The sequence below is a fragment of the Flavobacterium panacis genome (assembly GCF_024649945.1).
GTDB lineage: Bacteria > Bacteroidota > Bacteroidia > Flavobacteriales > Flavobacteriaceae > Flavobacterium > Flavobacterium panacis.
Genome location: NZ_JANKMS010000016.1, coordinates 1 through 19,996 on the forward strand (window position 1 = coordinate 1; position 19,996 = coordinate 19,996).

Consider the following 19,996-nt stretch of genomic DNA (forward strand, 5'->3'; position numbering starts at 1 on the left):
GTATCGATTGAAGGCGCTTTTGACGCCAGATCGAAAATACAGTGGTTGAACAGTTCCACCATTTCATCTTCAAACTCAATTCCTCTGTAGACATTTTCAAGATTACGAAGTCTGTCCAAATACAAAGCGGCACAACCCGATTTTGTCAAGGTTCCGATATCTCCCCCAGAGCCTTTGATCCACATTACCTCAGAAGATTCCCCAGTTAAGGGATCCTTGTCGGTAATTTTAACAGAAGTGTTTCCTCCTCCGTAGTTGGTCAGTCTTAGATCGGCTCCCAAAAGGTTGGAACGATAAATAAAAAGCGCTACTTCATCTCCCGCCAATGCTGCGGCTTTAGCATCATCCCAAAGGTAGCTTACATGCTTAAAATTTGTATTGATTGTTTTTGTATTCGACATATACTTATATTATTTTCTTGTATTATTTATAATGAGTTACCAATTCCTACCAAAACGATTGAAAGCATCATAAGGGCGATTCCCAAGGCAAAAGCCCTGAATGTTTTTTTAGAAACACCCTTCCATTCCTTCAAATAAAATCCCCAAAAATTCGCTGTCAGAATAATGGTTGCCATATGCAGAATCCATGAACTGGCACCATTGCCCAGTTTGCTCTCCCCCATTCCGTAAAAGAAGAACTGCAGAAACCACATGGTTCCCGCAAGAGCAGAAAACATAACATTTTTGGTTATCGGAGTAGATCTATTGATATAGTCACCAATAGTCTTATTTTTAAAATTCAGATAAAGGCACCAGATAAAGTTTGTTGTTAGACCTCCCCAAAGAATCACAATGTAACTTACATTGTTCTGGAACAAAAACTCTCCTTGTCCTGGATGAAGTGCCTTCCAAGATTCATTGGCCACATCTGCCATCGGTTTTGCAGCCTCGATCCCGAAATTGAAAAACGAACTCAAAATACCTGATACAATCGCGATGATAAGTCCTTTTACCAAACTGAAATCCTTGTCCTTGTCTTCATGTCCAGTTGCAAAATCCTTTTCCTTGAGCATTCCGGCTTTCCCCAAAATGGCGATTCCTATAATGCATACCAGAACACCACACAATACCATCTGTCCTCCTGAATTGGCAAACATATCACTGATGGATTCCTTACCTTTTACAAAATTAAAATTGTAGTAGATCGGTGGAATCAACGCACCAAAAGCCGAACAAAACCCCAAAGTGATGGAGTTTCCAAGCGACATTCCCAAATAACGAACTCCAAGTCCGTAGGTCAATCCACCCACTCCCCAGATAAGTCCCATCACAAATGCCAATGTCTTTACCGATGGAGCAGCAGCAATGATAATCTCAGTAAAATTAGGAATCGTTAGATAAGCCGCTACAGGAGGCACGATAAGCCACGAGAAAACACCCCCGACAAGCCAATAGCTTTCCCAAGCCCAATCTTTTACTTTCTTAAAAGGCATATAAAAACTACCTGAAGAAAATCCTCCGATAGAATGAAAAATGATTCCTAATAATGATTCCATTTAATGTTTTTTAGTTTGTGGTTAGTCCGTTAGTAATTTGGTTTTGTAAAATAAAAAAATGTAAAAAACAAAACTATCCTGTACTATCCTTTATGCTTTTTCTGATTTTTTGTTAAAAGAACACAATTATTCAAAACATTATATAAACAATATTACATTATCATCATATTTAACAGGCTACAAAAACAACATTCATAATTATAAAATCTGCATTTTACAAAAAATCAAAATGTATATTTTTATCCAAAACTCCTCTAAATGGCATAAAAAAAAACCTCCAGCTAAAGCTGGAGGCAACTAAATAATTTTATTAAACTTTATGACTCTCATATATTTAGTTTATATAATCAAGATCAGAAAAACTCAGAAACTTAGAGATCCCTCTGTTTCTCTGTTTCTCTGTTTCTCTGTTTCTCTGTTTCTTTGTTTCTTTGTTTCTTTGTTTCTTTGTTTCTTTGTTTCTTTGTTTCTTTGTCACTCTAAACCATTTATCATTTCCTAGTTACTAAATAAATATTCGGTTTTGGTGCAGGTTTCATATCTTTTCCCATATAAAAACTAGTATGTGGAGGTTGATTGTACCCCACATTTTGCCATGCAATACTCAATCTATATTGTGGATCGTGCATTAAAGTATATTGTCTGGTTTCAGTTGGAATTGTAGTCGAGTAAATTCTAAGTTCTTTATTGTCTTCAGATCTTAAAATCAATTCCTCTCGCCAGTCACCTAAAATATCAGCAGAAAGCGCAGGAGTCTTTTTCGTTCCATTATTTGAAACCGCTCCAGTTGCGGTAAACAATCTTCCTTTATTGTATTTATCAATATAATTTGAATCCAGAAGTTCTCTTGAAGTATCTCCATCCCAATAAATCAAAAAATTAGCTGAACTTGGTGCTTTTCCAACGACTTTTCCTTTCATATCATATAAATCAGGAGAACCAGCCCACCAAAATTGTGCACCTCTCAGCGTTGGGTCGATATTGTCTGCAACTCCACGTCCAACATCTTCATTTATAGAACCTTTAAATAATACTTTTCCATCTGCAGCAGCAAAAATTGTAACTCCAGGTCCCGTTGTACCATTCTCAATTTCATGAATTCCAAAAACTTCTAAACCTGGTAGATCTGGATCTAAATCTGAAACATGAATAGCATCTCCATGTCTGAAACCTGTTGTATATAACCCTTTTCCGTTATCATCTACACACATAGAACCATAAATAATTTCGTCTTTTCCATCATTATCCACATCCGTCACCGTAAGATTATGATTTCCCATTCCTGAATATGGGTTCTCAGCATCTTTACTATCAAAAACCCATCTTGAAGTCAGTTTTTTATCTTTAAAATCCCATGCTGCCAAAACTGTCCTTCCGTAATAACCACGACACATTACGACACTTGGATGAACACCATCCAGATAAGCAACACAAGCAAGGAAACGATCCATTCGATTTCCTTTTGTATCATTTCCACCACTTCCGCCATGTCCACCCCAGCCTGCCAAATCACCACGTTCCGCAATATAATCGACAGTTGTTAACAGTTTTCCTGTTCTTCCATCAAAAACAGAAAGATATTCCGGACCTTTTAAAATTTTACCATAAGTTCCCGAATTCGGGTCGCGATCAACCCAGTCTTTTGAAGCATCTCCAACTACATTATTCTGGCTGTCTGTCGTTCCATCAGCGGTTTTACAAACCAATTCTGCAATTCCGTCTCCATCTAAATCATACACCATGAATTGCGTATAATGTGCACCTTCTCGAATGTTTTTGCCTAAATTAATTTGCCATAAAAATTTCCCATCCAAAGTATAAGCCTGGAAAATCGGTGGATCTGTAATTCCTGTATGTGAATTATCATGTCCTTTTCCAGTCATATGAACAATCAAATCGTATCTTCCGTCACCATCTAAATCTCCTACCGAAAGATCATTAGCTGTATAACCTTCAATTTCTTTTAATTTAATGGACATATAATCTTTATCCGGACTTGACGCAGGAATCGTAAAACTTCCCTTTGCATCGCTTTCTTTTCCTTTTAAAACCGTTTTTACAAACCAAGTATTTTCTTCCTGTGAATTTGCTTTTACATCTATAAAATTTGTTGCACCAGAAATAGGTTTGTCATTCAGTTTAACAGCTTGTTTATTGCCACTTTTTCGATATAAATTAAACGTCAAATGATCAGGATCTGTTCCTAAAACACGCCATCCTATAAAAAACTGACCATTATTTTTAACCGCAACAACGCCACGATCTAAGTTTTCCATTTGCCTTTGACTGAAAATATTCAGACTTATGAAAAGCATTATTAATGAAATGATTTTATTATTGTTCATATAGTTTATTTGGTTTTGGTTATAATTTCACGCAGATTTAAACAGATTTAAGCTGATCTTCGCAGATTTCTTTTTATAAAATCTTAAATAGATCTACCTAAATCTGTTTAATCCCGATAGCTATCGGGAGCGTGCAAAAACTCGTCTTTGCGAGATTAACTACTTTTCAATTTTAAAAACTTAGTCCCTAAGAACCTTAGCAACTTAGAATCTTTAAAAAAACTTTTTAAATCCTTCACTTTGTACTTTCCAAGTTCCATCTTTAGGGAAACCTGGATTTTCTTCTGTCGATCCGTCCCAGCCAGCACACATCATGGCAACGGCAGTCAGCAAACCACCATTTCCAGGAAGATAAAGTGTTAATCTTTCGGCTTGATAATTATGTCCATTTTTTAAATACGTATTGGTTGTCACATTCATAAACAAGGCATCGATAGCTTTCTCAGGCATTTGCAAACGCGCTGCAGACATTGCAGTCATCGGGAAATCCCATCCCCAAGTTTTATCCCAAGACCAAGTTTTCCAAACCAAATCAAAAGTATTTTTCATGATTTTTTTATCCAAAAGAGAAGTTTCAGGAAGCATTCCGAAAGTTCCCAATACTGATGGATGATCTGTTTTAAATTCAGGATTTGTATAAGAATCTGTCGCACTTTCTGTAGCCAAATAAACATCGCCTGAAACCGGAAGTTTTGATAGTTTTGCCAAAACAGTTTCCCATTTTTCAGGAACTTTCTGGTTTAATTTTTTCTTCCAAGCAATTGCAGTTTTCAGAGCCCAATTCCAATATGCCAATTCATAAGTTGGATTAAACGTTTCCATTGCCTTAAAGCGTTCTTGTGCAGGAATTACACCTGGTCCTAAAACATAACGGTCGGTTTTACTATCATAATTTGCGAATGAAGCCATGAAATTTGCCGTTTCAAAAACACGCTCACTATATAAATTTAGTGTTTCTGTAGTAGGTTTAGCACGATATATTAAATCGGCGTAAGTAATGAAATGTGGTTGTTGCCAAATTAGAAATGAACCCACAGACGACGGACTTTCATTCCCATCAGGATCTGTCATTTTTTGCCATCTTGCACCTTCAAAACCTTGTCTTTTGGCAATATTTTTAGCCTTATCAAAAACTTTCTGATACCATGGAAGACTTTTTTCTAATAATTCTGGTCTATTCCAAAGGGCAAAATGAACACCATGCCACCAATGCATTTCTAAATGTGGTTTTCCATACCAGCTGTTATAAGTCAATCCTGTTTCTTGAGGCGGAACTTTTCCTGTACATTGTAGTTTGGTCAAATACTGCGAAAGAATTACTCTTCGCTCCAACTCTTTAGCGCGCGGATCTGTACTTCCTGAAAAATCAACTGCGGCACCACTTAACCAAAATTGCTCCCAACCTTTTATACTACTATTCTCTATTTCTGTAAAAGACGAATTTGAAACCGATTTTTTATCTACCAAAGCAAAAAGACAGCTCAATTCTAAAGCATTTGTATTTGATGCTTCTACAACAAAATAATGATCTCCCACTTTTTTAATTGCTGCATTTCCTTTCCAGCTCAAATCTACATTATAAGAAATACTATCCATAACATGCGTTACAACAGCTTCCGATTTTGATTTTTGCTTCAGCGTACTCGTATAATTTTGTTTGCCTTCGTATTTAGTTCCAAAATCAGCCCAATCACCGGTTGGAAACGGAATTCTTAAACTGATTTTTAAACGTTTTTGCTGTAATAACTCTGATTTTACTTTTACTCCAACTGCATCTTTTTGTTGGTGTGAAGCTGTTAAAACAGTAACAGGAGTTCCTTCTACTTCAAAATAACTTTCAATTTCACCAGTCCATAAATTCAATTTTTGAGAAATTGATTTAATGTCCGATGCTTTAGCCAAGCTTCCATCTTTCTTAGTAATTTCGAAACCTAAATTCCCCAGCTGCAACAGATGTGGGTTTTGCCTGAACCAGTTTATCGCATCAACTTTTCTTTTTGGCTCTTTTATCTGAACCGTATAAGATACATTTCTGCCATACTGCTGATAATCTCTTAAGGTTTCTGAAAATTTAAAATTCTCTGTGTTTTTATAACTGTCCCATCCCCATTCTGATTGTGTTCCTAAGGGAATTCCGTTTTGATACGTTTTGGGAAAAGTCTGCAATCCCGTTGCATCAACAGTAAAAGCAAAAGTTCCGTTTCCAACGGTCAAAGATGCTAAAGTATCTATTGCGGTAATTTGAACATTGTGCCTGTTAACAAGCGCTTTTCGGTCAATTTTCTGTTGCGCTAAAAGCGAAAGAGAAAACAGAAATACAGTAATAAATTGATATTTTTTCATTTGGTTATATATTTTTTGTTTTAGGTTTCAGGTTTTTGAATTGCCTCGACTGCAATTAGCTTCGTAAACAACTATCTAATGATCAAATTGACAAATTATCTAATTAAAGTAACACTCATTAAACCAATCACAACATCATTTGCAATAGTTTTCAAAGTCAGACTTTTCAATGTTTTATTTTTCTTTAAAGGCAAATCCAAAATTGTTCCTGCGCCTCCGTCTACTCCGTAATTTGAAAATCCTTTGATGGGCGTAAAATCTTTAAAATCTCTCGAAATTTCACCTGATTTCAAATATACCCTTGGTGGTTTTGGTGCATCAGTTGTAAAAGCTAAACCGTCAACGAAATAATCTTGTTCGATTGGCCACCAGTTTTCTGGATTTTTTAAAGGCAAAATTTCAGCAGTGCCATCGGTATAATGTATCGTGATTTCTCCATTTGTGATGCGGCTCTGCATTGGATTTGTACTTCCCGCCAGCATGAAATAAACATGCGAAGCTTTTCCGGTTAACGGAATATCAATGCTTTTTGGATAATTATCCCACATCGAAGTAAAAATTATATTTTTCTGATTTTCCTCTGAAGGCGTTTTAAACGGGATTCCGTTTGGTGTCTTTATTTCACCGCTTTGTTTTGCCTTTGCACGCAAACCCGTATCATCAATTTTTACGGAAACGTTTGGATAACACCAATTTCCAATTCCTTGTTTTGGAAGCTGTAATGTTACTGTCTGTGGTCTTGGTGACAAATATTCATTCGTATAAATATCAGTAACTTTTGCATTGAAATAATTCGAAAGCGGAATCGTTTCTGCACGTTGGGACTTATCCAATGGAAGATCCCAATTTGTAACAATTAAATCAGATTCTTTTTTAGAATTTATATTTAAATCAACCGGATACCACCAAGAAAAATCACCTTGTTTCAATTGAATAAAAAAGGTTTTATTTCCTTCGCCATTTACTGTTGACAGAAAAGTTCCAGTTGTTTTTTCAACTTTTCCCAAAACACTTTGCGGATCATAAAATGAAACTATTTCTCCTTTATTAACGATCATATTTAATGCGTCTCCTGAATTATAGGAAGATTTAGTATATAGTTTTCTAAAAGTTCCGCCTTTCCAATTCACAACTATATCATACATTGCATTATAAGGTACTTCAATACTAATTTTTGGAGTTTTGATGCTTTCTGAAATTACTTTATATGATGCATCTTTTCCGTTCACTTTAATATTTTCAATTCCGTCAAAAGGTGCATTGAGAACCAATTTTAAATTCATTTTTGAAGTAAAATGATTTTCGATATGATAGGTATCTTGTTTATTTTTTCTGTTGAAAGCAATCGAAACATCTGGAACTTCTAAAGAGGCTTGATCCCAATCAGATGGAAAGCCGGGCTGAATAGTCAAAACTTCTGCAATGGCGTCTGGCTGAATTCCGAAAAGCCCTTCTACTAAAGTTCGGGATGCCATTCCGATTGGATCGGCAAAATCACGATACAATTCGCCACGCATTGCGTCTTGGTACAAAAGCTGTTCAAAACCACCAGGAGAAGAACCTAAATACAAACTTTCAATCAAAACACTTTCCCACATTTTAAATGCTTTATCAGCTTGTCCTCCTTGCCAAAAAGCCAGTGAAGTGTGCAATTGTTCTGCCAAAGCCACATTATTGATTGACCATGTATAAGGTTGCCAATTTGTTGTACTGATCACATATAGATTTTCTTTATTCAATCCTTCTGCTGAAATTGGAATATGTGGAATCTGATTATCAACATAACTCAACATTTGATAACTCTCAAAAGGATTTGAAACCTCAGAATCAATTGTGTGATAAATACTCCAAACTCCTGGCGAATCGTGCAATAATCTATTTCCTAAAGCGTCTTTATATTCAGCAAAAATTCCTTTTTTTGAAATCCAAAGTTGCTCTTTTGAAGCTTTTAAAATTTTCTCTGCTTCTTTTTCGTAAGGAGCTGCATCTTTACCAATTTTTTTAGCGAATTCTGCAACTGTTTTATTGGCATAATAATTATAGGCTGACGAATGAATCACAGCTCCTCCACTGTATTGTAAAGCATCACTCGCCCAAATTGTAGCGTATGCATCATAAAGTCCGTCATTATCGGGATCAAAATTTCGTTTTTCCCATTTTAAATGTCTTTCAATTGTTGGCCACATTTCTTTCAAAAAGACAATATCTCCTGTCCATTTAAAATGACGCAACATTTGGTCGAAAAAAACCAAGTTCATATCATAATGATGTGCAACTGTATTTTTGTTTGGATTACGACTAATGTAACCGCTACTAAACATCGAAGTCCCGATTTCTTCTTTTTGGCGTGCCAGATTTCTCTCTTGATCCAAAACAATTGGACCACTATCTGGTGCAGTAACTTGTGAATTGCTATAACTTCTAAAATGTGTCTTTGCTCTATCATGCCAACCCAAAGGATCTGCCGTGTAAGCGCCACGCCATGCATTTAGGTACATTCTCCACGCAATGGCTCCATGCAGATACGCCGGACTTTCCCAAATTCCATCCGAAGCAATTGATAATGCAAAACCTAAATTATTAATATAAGGATCCGGTGTTTTAACTTTTACTCTGTTTGCCAAAAGCTGTGTTTCCTGAACCGATTTTTCGTAAAGCTGTGCAATTCCTTTTTGCGAAACATCTGTTTTTAAATCGTTTGTAGAAAACAACCAATAATTTCCTTTTTCCGAAACACTTTTTAATTTTCCTGAAAGAACGGGCAAATTTTCAGCATTTGAATTATATAATTTCAAAGGCGTTTTTTGTTGTTTTGCATTACTTAAATGTGTTGCCGATTCTGGAAAAAATCCAAGTAAACTTTTATTGTTTCCTGTTTTCTGTTTGTTACTTTCAGAACCATATTCCAACAGAAATGATTGTTTTTGCAACATATATTTATTATTCAAACAATACTCTGGCTGTAAATAAAATACCGATTCGGGGTCTGCGCCAATATCTCCATCACGACTGAATTTCTTTCCTGTCGCACCTCCAAATCCCCAAATCAAATTAGTGTTTTTAGCTATATTTTCACCAGAAACCTTTACAATAAAACCTTCTTCTTGTTTTAAAGCTACAACATCAACAAACAACTTTCCCTTTCCTAAAATTGCATCTTCGATCGTATAATGCATAGTTCCTAAAACATATCTTGTATCAATTTTAGAAGCTTCTGTAATCCATTTGCTTTCTTTACCGTTTGCAATTCCGAGTTTAAAATTTCCTCCCATTCCTGGCATATACATAGCAAACTCAGGCAAATCACCCGTTTCGACTCTAAAACCAGTATTTGAACCATACAAAGCACGATTGAATTTTCGGTTTCCGTTTTTTAAAACAAAAGCATTTTCTTCAGGTGCGTAATGTAGTTTTCGAATGGCTTTCTCCTGTGCATTTGCGGAACCTAGAAAAAGTAAACCAATTATTATTCGAATAAAATGTTTTTTAGTATTCATAAAGACTATATAGTAGGTATTTACTTTCAATAAACAGATCGTAAAATATTCTGTTATTATTTTATCAATTCAATAATAATATTGCAATTTCTTTATTTTTTTACGGTACTCTATCCTGTACATACCTGATTACTCAAACAGAATAATCATATTTTTTTTAAGATTACTAATATTTTTTAACATCATAGTACAGGATACCATATTAAAACTGAACAATTACATTTGAAAATATAAAAATCAAAATCCTAAAAAAAGTTGATAAAAATTAGCACTTTCTTATCGATCCTTCTATTTGCAGCAGCTCCGCAACAATTCTTCGCTATGCATTCAAATAGTACTTATAACAATGAAATCAATTTAGCGCAAAGCAAAAATGATACAGCAAAAAGTTCAGAGAAAACTTTTTCTTTTGTCTTTGCAAAAACAGCTAAAAACAAAAAGAACATCACAGTTCGTCAACCATTGCCTTTTTCAGAAAAAATGGGCTATGGATTTGATTTCAATACAGCTTCTAATGTCAGTTTTAATTCTGATGGCTTTTCAAGCAATAAACCTGTTTATTTTTCTGTTGCTGTTCCAGAAGGAAATTATCAAATTGAAGTTGTTACGGGAAGCACTGAAAAAGCATCGGATGTCACCATAAAAGCTGAATCGAGAAGATTGATGCTAACTCATTTTCTAGTTGAAAAAGGACACAAAGCAACAGCAACTTTTAATGTTAATGTTCGGAATATTAAAATAGACAATCAAACCAACATTAGTCTAAAAGATCGTGAGAAAGAAATTTTAAACTGGGATAATAAACTAACGCTTGAATTTTTAGGTGAAGTTGCGATTCAAAGTATCAAAATAACGCGAAAAGACAATTTAACTGTCGTTTATCTGGCTGGCGATTCAACAGTTACCGATCAGGATGTGGAGCCTTGGGCTTCGTGGGGACAATTCATTACAAATTATCTTGATTCAAATGTTGTGGTCGCAAATTATGCTTATTCAGGTTCTTCTTTAAGTTCGTTTAAAGGAGCAAATCGTCTGAAAAAAATACTTTCTGAAATCAAAAAGGGAGATTATTTATTTGTAGAATTTGGGCATAATGATGAAAAAATAAAAGGTGAAGGAAATGGACCTTGGGAATCTTATTCGAATTTATTGACTGAGTTTGTAAATTCGGCAAAAGAAAAAGGCGCGATTCCAGTTCTGGTAACGCCAACACAACGAAGGTTTTTCAATGAAAATGGTACTTTAAAAGAAACACATGGAGATTTTCCTGCTGCAATGCGTGCAGTTGCTCAAAAAAACAATATCGCCCTGATTGACATTACTAAAATGACAACCGACTTGTACGAAACTTGGGGTGACGAGCCTTCTAGAAAAGCGTTTGTTCAATATCCCGCTAATACTTTTCCAGGACAGGTAAAAGCGTTGGATGATAATACACATTTTAATAGTTTTGGAGCAAATGAGATTGCCCTGTGCGTTTTAAAAGGAATTCGCGAATTGGATATTCCATTAAAAAAGCAAATCAAAAAAGAAACACCAGATTATAATCCGAAGAAACCAAATTTCATTTCAAGCTGGACACTTCCAATGAGTGCACGTTTTGAAATTGTTAAACCAGATGGCAATTAAACCATCAAAAGAACTTTACTATGCTACTAAAAAACACTATCCAAAATCTCTCACTTGCAGCGTTTGCCTTTTTTCTGACCCAAAACAGCAACGCACAACAAACCGACAAAATCTATCTTTCGGGTGAAGATTTTGAACATCCTGTAAAATGGGATTTTTATTGTACTGATGGAAATAACAGCAAAGCTTGGTCTAAAATTAATGTTCCGTCACAATGGGAATTAGAAGGATTTGGCGAATATACCTATGGTCGCTGGTACAAAGAACTCAATCAGAAAGAACCAAGTAAAGAAGAAGGTTTATACAAATATGAATTTGAGGTTCCTGTATCGTACAAAGGAAAAGAAGTTTTGATTGCTTTTGGTGGAGCAATGACGGATACTGAAGTAAAAATCAACGGAAAGCTGGCAGGAGCTATTCATCAAGGAGGTTTTTATGAGTTTAAATACGATATTTCGTCTTTATTGAAATATGGTTCAAAAAACACTTTAGAAGTTCATGTTTGGAAACATTCGGCAAACAAATCGGTGAATGCAGCTGAAAGAAGAGCCGATTGGTGGCTTTTTGGCGGAATTTATCGTCCAGTCTGGTTGGAAGTTTCTCCAAAAGCACATATCGAAAATATAGCGGTAAATCCGAAAATGGATGGTTCGATTACAGTTGATCTGAATCTTAAAAATATTTCTAAAAATGTTACTTTAGAAGCAACTCTAAAAGGTTTGAACGGAGAGAATTTTCAAACTTTTACTTTTCCTGTAAAAGCAAAAAGCACCAAAGAAAGTATTGCTGCACAATGGAAAAACATAAAACCATGGAATCCAGAAAGTCCTAATTTATATGACTTACAATTGGTTTTGAAACAAAACGGAACTGTGCTTCATGAATATAATAAACGAATTGGTTTCAGAACTTTAGAGTTCAAAAAACAAGACGGTATTTATGTAAATGGTACCAAAATCGTGATGAAAGGAATCAATCGTCACTCATTCTGGCCAGAAGGCGGAAGAAGTACAAGCAAACGTATTAGTTTACTGGATGCTAAATTAATTAAGGATATGAATATGAATGCCGTTAGAGGGCATTATCCTCCAGATTCACATTTCCTTGAAGCATGTGATTCTTTGGGAATTTTTGTTTTGAATGAATTGGCTGGATGGCAAAACTCTTATGATACTGAAACAGGAACCAAATTGGTGAAAGAAATGGTGACTAGAGATGTCAATCATCCATCAGTAATTATTTGGGATAACGGAAACGAAGGTGGATGGAATTACAATGTAGACAAAGTTTTTGAACAATATGATCCGCAAAAAAGAATCGTGATTCATCCTTGGGCAGATTTTAACGGTTGGGACACACATCACTACCCGACTTATTTGACAGGAATGCACCGTTTTAATGCTGGTGAAAATGTATTTTTCCCAACTGAATTCATGCACGGAACCTATGATAACGGACATGGAGCGGCTCTGGAAGATTTCTGGAATCGCTACAAAGAAAGTCCGCTTTTTGCTGGAGGATTTATGTGGGCTATGCTTGACGAAGCCGTATTGCGCTCAGATTGGACAGGAGATGTAAAATTTGATTCTAAAGGTTCTTTAGCTGCTGACGGAATTTTAGGCCCACATCGTGAAAGAGAAGGAAGTTATTATACAGTAAAAGAAGTTTGGGCGCCAATTCAGTTTCAGCCAAAACAAGTTACACCAGATTTTGATGGTTCTTTTTTGATTACAAACGATTTTCTTTTCAGCAATTTGAATACTTGCAAAATGGAATTCAAAGTGTTGCAATCGGATAAAAATGTACTTTATACGAATGCTACTGCGAAAGAAATAGCCACAGGAAAAATCGAAATTCCGAGCATTGATCCGGGTGAAACACATAAAATTAAATTCGCAGTTCCGAGCAATTTTGCTGAAGGTGATGTTTTATCCATTTCGGCTTTTGATCAATTTGGAAAAGAAATTTATACTTGGACTTGGCCTATACACAAAGCGTTATTTTATGCTACTAAATTTTTAGCTGTAGAAAATACAAAAGCAAAGGCATCTGCCGTAAAAACGGCTACAGAAGTTACTCTAAAAGGAAGTGACGTTACGGTTGTTTTGAATGCTACGAACGGAGAAATTACTTCTGTCAAAAACGGAACTTCCTCTATTCCATTAACAAATGGTCCGCGTCCTATTGGAATGAAAGCTAAATTAAAGGATATTCAGGTTTCACAAGATGGAGACAAAGCGGTTTGTTTGGTTTCATATGTTGGTGGAATTTCAACCATAAAATGGACGATGGAAGCTGATGGAAGATTTAAAATGGAAATGATTGTTCTAAAAAACGAAAGAGCAAACGGTGCTGACGGATTTGACGGAGCATTTTTTGAAGATAAAATCAATTCGTTCGGAATTACTTTTAGTTTTCCTGAAAAAGACGTTAAAGGAATCAAATGGTTTGGAAGAGGTCCTTATCATGTTTGGAAAAACAGAATCAAAGGAACAACTTACGGTATTTGGGAGAAAGACTACAACAATACAATTACAGGCGAAAGTTTTGAAAATTTAATTTATCCAGAATTCAAAGGATATCACGCCAATTTATTGGGAGCCAACTTAAAAGCAGGCGCTTCCTCTTTTAAAGTTTTCAGTGAGTCTGACAATTTATTCTTGAGATTATTTACTCCAGATTTACCTAAAAATGGTTTTCCAGGAAGTAATCCACAACCAGCATTTCCAGAAGGCGATATTTCGTTTATGTATGAAATTCCGGCCATGAGAGATTTTAAACCTTTGGAACAACAAGGACCTCAAAGTCAGCCAACCAATATCAGAATCAAAAGCGGTGATGACGGTATTAAAATGAATTTATGGTTTGATTTTAGAAATAATTAATTTGTTTCAGGTTTAAAAACTAAAATCTTTTAACCGCAAAGAACGCTAAGATTTTTAGCTGTTTATACTGAAAAAAAAAAAGTTCGCAAAGCTTTGCGCTCATCGCGTAAACCCTTGCGAACTTTGCGGTTAAATAAATATGCACAACATTATTCATAATTTATAATTCAAAATATGAAATCATTTAAAATATTTTTCACCTTCATATTGGCAGTTTTATTCTTCAATTTTACTCCAAAACAAGACAATAAACCAACCGTTTTCATGGTAGGAGATTCCACCGTTAAAAACGGAAGAGGCGACGGAGCTGGCGGACTTTGGGGCTGGGGAGATTATATTGGTCAGTTTTTAGATACTTCAAAAGTTCACATTGAAAATCATGCTTTGGGCGGAACAAGCAGCCGAACTTTTCAGGATAAAGGTTTGTGGACTGCTGTTTTGAACAAACTTAAAAAAGGTGATTATGTTCTAATTCAGTTTGGACATAATGACGACGGACCAGTAAATGACAGCCTTCGTGCGCGCGGAACCATAAAAGGAATTGGAAACGAAACACAGGAAATCGACAACATTCTAACCAAAAAACATGAAACCGTTCATAGTTACGGCTGGTACATTCAGAAAGTAGTTCGCGAAGCAAAATCAAAAGGCGCTATTCCGATTATTTGTTCGCCAATTCCTAGAAACGACTGGAAAGAAGGAAAAGTACCTCGCAACGATAAATCATACGGTTTATGGGCGAAACAAATTGCTGAAAAAGAAAAAGTAACTTTCATCAATTTGAATGAAAAAATGGCTTTGGAAATGGAGAAATTAAGTGAATCCAAGGTAACGGGAACTTATTTCTACAAAAAAGATCACACCCATACTTCTGCAAAAGGTGCGGTCCTTTCGGCTTCTGTTATTATTAATGAATTGAAAAACAGTAAAAATTCTCTAAAAAATTATATTTTAAAAGATCCGAAAATTGTGCTTCCGCCAAAGAAAAAATTATTCTTAATTGGTGATTCAACAATGGCAAACAACAATAATAATCCCGATGCTGTGGGTTGGGGTGTGCCGTTTCCTCAATATTGCGATACGACCAGAATTGAAGTAATCAACAAAGCGCGTGGTGGCAGAAGCACTAGAACTTTTGAATATGAAGGTTTATGGAATGAAGTCAAAAACCAATTGCAACCTGGGAATTTTGTAATCATCCAATTCGGGCATAATGATGCTGGCGATATTGATAAAGAAAAATTCAGAGGTTCATTAAAAGGAAATGGTGACGAAATACAAGAAGTAACACGTCCTGACGGAACTAAAGAAATTGTACATACTTTTGGGTGGTATATGGTAAAATTCATTCGCGAAGCCAAAGAAAAAGGCGCAATTCCGATTGTGGTAAGCCTGACACCAAGAAACGAATGGCCAAACGACAAAGCCGAACGCAGAACAGACACTTACGTAAATTGGTCTAAAATAGCTGCCGATAAAGAGAATGTTCCTTACATTGACCTAAATGACATTGTAGCCACAAAATACGAGGCTTTAGGAAAAGAAAAAGTAAAAGCATTTTTCCCAAAAGACCATACCCATACGGGAGCCGAAGGCGCAGCATTTAATGCACTTACTGTTGCAGAAAGTTTGAAAAAACTAAAAGACTGCAATCTGAAAGACTATATCGAAATTCAAGCAAAGCAATAAATACAAGAAGATTTTCAAATCAGTTTTTCAAAAAAATAACCTCTCATGTAGTGAGAGGTTATTTTTTTATCATTACATTTTCTTCTCTTAGAATAGAAGCTCAAATTATCTATTAGGTATTTCATAAGAGCCTCCTTCGCTTGAAGGGGAAATTGACAATTGATCTAATACAATCCCTGTTTGGTTAACCTCTATTTTAATAGTATGCTTTCCTTTCTCTAAATTCGTTGCAGGGAGTTTTACAATGGCACTGTTTCTTAAAACATTTTCTTTCCATGCTTTTTCCCTGTCTCTTGTATTCGTTTTAAAAAGCTGTACTGTATTCTTATCCAATTGAATCCCTATTTCATGATCAAAATTATTGGCATGTGTTGGAAGTAAACGTACTTCAACTTCATATTCTCCAGCAGTTTTAATCTCAAATTCGTAGGTTACAAAAGGCTTTTCTGTTTTAAAATATTGTTGCTTAAACGGAAATAAAGTAATCGCATTATTGCTATATCCCAATCCATTGATGGTGTTCCATTGGTAATTTTTAAAACCTTTTTCTGACACAAAAGCATTGGCTTGAATTGCAATTCTGTTTTCGGTATTTTTTTGTTCTTTTTTAATGAATTCTGGCTTTTTAACCGAATCAAAAACTGGAAGATTCCTAGGATGCATGGACATCATTTTATTCCATTTTCCATCACTTAATTTGGTATTATAGAAATCTGTGAGTTCCTCTATTTTTTTATATGATATCGAAGCCAAAACCTCATATTTCTCTCTTTCTTTTTCATCTAAAGTTATCGCAGCCAAATTCCAATATAAAAACTTATGATTCATATAAGCTGCTCCTTTTACAGGATAAACAACTAATTGAAACCAAGCGTCTTTTCTTTCCTGCGGAACAAATGATGAAAGACTATCTACTTTTTCAATAAGTTTATCGTAGGCTTTTATTCTACTCCAAATTTCCTTTTCGGAGAAATCTGAAAGTTTTATTTGCGTTGTGGGCTCGGTTTGGCTCCAGCCCATATATTCTGGTTTTCTAAGGACTGCTAAACGATAATATTCTTCCAATACAGCACTAATTTCAGAACTGATTTTTGACGAAAACTCTCTCGCCGACCAATCTTTCAGATATTGATTAATTCCGTCCGATTTGATGCTATTAATGTTCCATGCCATGTCCAAAAACAATTCTGTATCATATTCTGCAGGTTTTATATCACCAACATTGACAATCCACATTTTGTTTGCACCGTTTTGATACGCTTTATTCATTTCGTACCAAATCAAACCCGGTTGCATGGTACTCAGCCAAAGATAATCGTGCGGCCTTCCCCAATAACTGATATGATAATAAATACCACTTCCTCCTACCCTTTTCTGTTCTTCTTCATTGCTCAAACGGCGAATATATCCGTAATTATCATCTGGCCAAACCAATGTAATATCACTTGGAACTTTAAGTCCGTTATCATATAATTCCAAAACCTCTTTGTATGGAACAAAAGCCTGCGGAATTTCTTCTAAAGGTTTTTTAAAAGTATTCGACAACATTTCTCGCTGATTAAGAATGATCTTTTCAACCATTGCAATCGATTCTTTCAAATCTTTTGCACCTTCCATTTTGCTATCATGAACACCTCTCATTCCTAAAGTCATAATAGTTTCATTTTGCGCCGATTTTAATTCATCTAAACGTTCCTGCCAATATTGATCGACTTTGGTTTTATTGGTAAAATAATTGTAATCTCCGTAGATTTTTGGTTTCCATTCATCCACATTGTTTCGAAGCATTGGCTCAGCATGAGAAGAACCAATTACAATATGATATTTCTGCGCCATTTCTTTATTTCCAGCAATGGTAAAAAATCCTTTTGTAGAAGGATGCATCGCCGGCCAGATGGTATTGGCTTTTAATCTTAACAATAATTGAAAGATTTTTTCGTAGGTTTTCGGACCAATATCTCCCGTTTCTGGTTCAAAAGTTTTGGCAGCCCAAGGTTGTAATCCCCAATCTTCGTCATTTAAAAAAATACCTCTGTACTGAACGGAAGGTGAAGAAATTATTTTTTGGTTTACAAGCTTTAGAGAAAGTTTTTCTGTTTTTATAGGATGGACATCTGCCCACCATTTCCAAGGTGAAACTCCCAAACGTTCTGTCAATTCAAAAATAGAATAAACCGTTCCCCGAACATCAGAACCTATAATCAGAAGGTTTTCTTTCTCTTTTTGAATCACAAACTTCTCCCATTGCCCTGATAATTCTTTCTTATTTTTAAACGAATTAAAAAGTTTATCCGAAGCTTCTCCGATATAAATTCCTTTTTTTGAAAATGAATCAGACTGAAGTATTTCTGGACGTTTTCCAGTCAATTGCTGAATATCATCTGCGAGTTCATTCACCGCCCAAACAATCAAGGGATTGGTATTTTGATCAATATAAATATTTTCCGCACGATTGGAATCAGCAATTAAAAATTCAGTCGTATTTTTGTTCTGACTAAAGCAATTTGTGGCCGCAATAGCAAAAATTAAAATTACTAATCTCTTCATTGTTATTAATTTTTAGCCACAAAGACACTAAGGCATAAAGTCATCTTAAAAAACTGATTATTTGGCTAAAGCCTAAGTCTAGTGTTATTTTATACCTCCAGCTAAAGCTGGAGGCAATTCAATAAAATTATTTAAATTTTTAAGTTTTATTCGAAGCAAAAAACCTTTGTCCCTTTGTCCCTTTGTCCCTTTGTTACTTTGTTACTTTGTTACTTTGCCCCTCCGTAACTTTTACTCAACCAACTTCTTATTCACATACACATTTTTAAAAGTCACATTTTTAATAAGACTCTTATCAATTTCTGTTTTAGCCGATTCCACATTTATGTTTTCGAAAGTGAAATTTGACAAGCGAACATTGGGATCGTTTTCAACACCGTAAAAAGTATCGCATTTCAATTCGATGTTTTTCAATGTTACATTATCTCCATAAGAAAGAGGAATATCTGGACGACCTTTTAAGTCAAAAAATTGCTTCCAGGCAAAAACAGCCAGACCAGTTTTAGCTGAACCTTTAATATCTTCCACTCTAATATACTCATAATTTTGAGGTGTATCTGGTCTCATTTTTAGCCACAACATTCTCGAAGCTCCATCAATTTTGCAGTTACGCATAATGATATTTCTATTGTGAATTGATTCACTTCCATTAGTTAAAGCCGAATGACAAAATCCGTAATTACAATCTTCAATAATTACATTTTTATTAGGTCCATTATTTGGATCCTGATTTGCATATGGACCTTTTCCTCCTTTTAAAGCAACTGCATCATCGTTAACCGACATGTAACAGCCTTTTACTAAAACATTCGTACAGATATCAATATCAATTGCATCGGTACTTGGTGCTTTGTCTTTAAGATGCGGTGAAAAAATATACAAATCCAATAATTTCACATTATTACATTTGTAGAAATGATTCGTCCAAAAACCTGAATTTATCAATTTCACATCTTGAAACTGAATGTTATTCGAATTCCAAACAAACACTAATCTTGGTCTTGAAACTTCAAGATTGGTACATTTTGGATTTTCTTTACGACGCGCCCAGAAAGCATCCCAATATTTTTTTCCGTTTCCGTTAATGGTTCCTTTTCCTGAAATCGAAAAATTATCAACTCCGTAAGCATTTACTAAAGCTGGAAAATAATCTAAATTCTGTCCTTCCATCCTTGATGGCATAATAGGAAAATCAGCAATGTTATCAGAACCTTTTAATACTCCTCCTTCACTAACGTATAAGGTTGTTTTAGGTTTAAAAAATAAAGCGCCACTCAGAAAAACTCCTTTTGGAATTACAATGACACCTCCACCACTTGCAGACGCTTTGTCGATTACTTTTTGAATGGCTTTAGTCTGAATTTTGGTACTATCTTTACTTACTCCAAAATCAGTAATGGTGTATTTTTTACCTAAATCTTTTAGCTCTAATTTTGTATGCGTTTTAAACCAAATCGGAATTTCTGTTCCATCTGGAAATTTGTCGTTGCTGTATTTTTGTGAAAATGAGCTTTGAGAAATTCCCAAAACACATAAAACTAAACTGAAAAACTTTTTCATTCT

The 19,996-nt window shown here is 35.2% G+C and carries 9 protein-coding genes and 1 pseudogene; 3 read left to right on the plus strand and 7 right to left on the minus strand.

The window, feature by feature from the left end; genetic code table 11:
* The 5 genes and pseudogenes from NQQ59_RS23590 to NQQ59_RS23610 form a co-directional block, all read right to left on the minus strand.
* A pseudogene (locus NQQ59_RS23590) lies at positions 1-401 on the minus strand (bifunctional rhamnulose-1-phosphate aldolase/short-chain dehydrogenase); the annotation flags it as partial.
* Positions 402-427: 26 nt separating this feature from the next.
* Positions 428-1,498 carry an L-rhamnose/proton symporter RhaT gene (gene rhaT, locus NQQ59_RS23595; RefSeq protein WP_144212235.1) on the minus strand — a complete coding sequence of 357 codons (1,071 nt, stop codon included), beginning with the start codon at positions 1,496-1,498 and terminating at the stop codon, positions 428-430.
* Between the two features lie 491 nt (positions 1,499-1,989).
* Positions 1,990-3,843 carry a rhamnogalacturonan lyase gene (locus NQQ59_RS23600; RefSeq protein ID WP_144212233.1) on the minus strand — a complete coding sequence of 618 codons (1,854 nt, stop codon included), beginning with the start codon at positions 3,841-3,843 and terminating at the stop codon, positions 1,990-1,992.
* A 213-nt stretch (positions 3,844-4,056) separates the two neighbouring features.
* Entirely contained in the window at positions 4,057-6,186 is a 2,130-nt protein-coding gene (locus NQQ59_RS23605) for a hypothetical protein (RefSeq protein ID WP_144212231.1), read from the minus strand.
* A 95-nt stretch (positions 6,187-6,281) separates the two neighbouring features.
* Positions 6,282-9,683: a DUF4450 domain-containing protein gene (locus NQQ59_RS23610; RefSeq protein WP_144212229.1), complete on the minus strand. Its 3,402-nt coding sequence runs from the start codon at positions 9,681-9,683 to the stop codon at positions 6,282-6,284.
* A 321-nt stretch (positions 9,684-10,004) separates the two neighbouring features.
* Between NQQ59_RS23610 and NQQ59_RS23615 the strand changes: the two genes are divergently transcribed.
* The 3 genes from NQQ59_RS23615 to NQQ59_RS23625 all read left to right on the plus strand — a co-directional run bounded on the left by NQQ59_RS23615 (position 10,005) and on the right by NQQ59_RS23625 (position 15,886).
* A complete protein-coding gene (locus NQQ59_RS23615; protein ID WP_257698454.1) occupies positions 10,005-11,312 on the plus strand; it encodes a rhamnogalacturonan acetylesterase in 1,308 nt (435 codons plus the stop codon).
* A 20-nt stretch (positions 11,313-11,332) separates the two neighbouring features.
* Complete coding sequence (locus tag NQQ59_RS23620) at positions 11,333-14,197, plus strand: glycoside hydrolase family 2 protein (protein WP_144212225.1); 2,865 nt, start codon at positions 11,333-11,335, stop codon at positions 14,195-14,197.
* A gap of 174 nt (positions 14,198-14,371) precedes the next feature.
* Entirely contained in the window at positions 14,372-15,886 is a 1,515-nt protein-coding gene (locus tag NQQ59_RS23625; protein ID WP_144212223.1) for a rhamnogalacturonan acetylesterase, read from the plus strand.
* 105 nt (positions 15,887-15,991) lie between these two features.
* On the opposite strand, the gene NQQ59_RS23630 is transcribed toward NQQ59_RS23625, so the two are convergent.
* Together NQQ59_RS23630 and NQQ59_RS23635 are read right to left on the minus strand one after the other, a co-directional pair.
* Positions 15,992-18,433, minus strand: a complete 2,442-nt coding sequence (locus NQQ59_RS23630; protein ID WP_144212221.1) for a glycosyl hydrolase 115 family protein — start codon at positions 18,431-18,433, stop codon at positions 15,992-15,994.
* Positions 18,434-18,664: 231 nt separating this feature from the next.
* A complete protein-coding gene (locus NQQ59_RS23635; RefSeq protein WP_144212219.1) occupies positions 18,665-19,993 on the minus strand; it encodes a rhamnogalacturonidase in 1,329 nt (442 codons plus the stop codon).
* Positions 19,994-19,996: the final 3 nt, after the last annotated feature.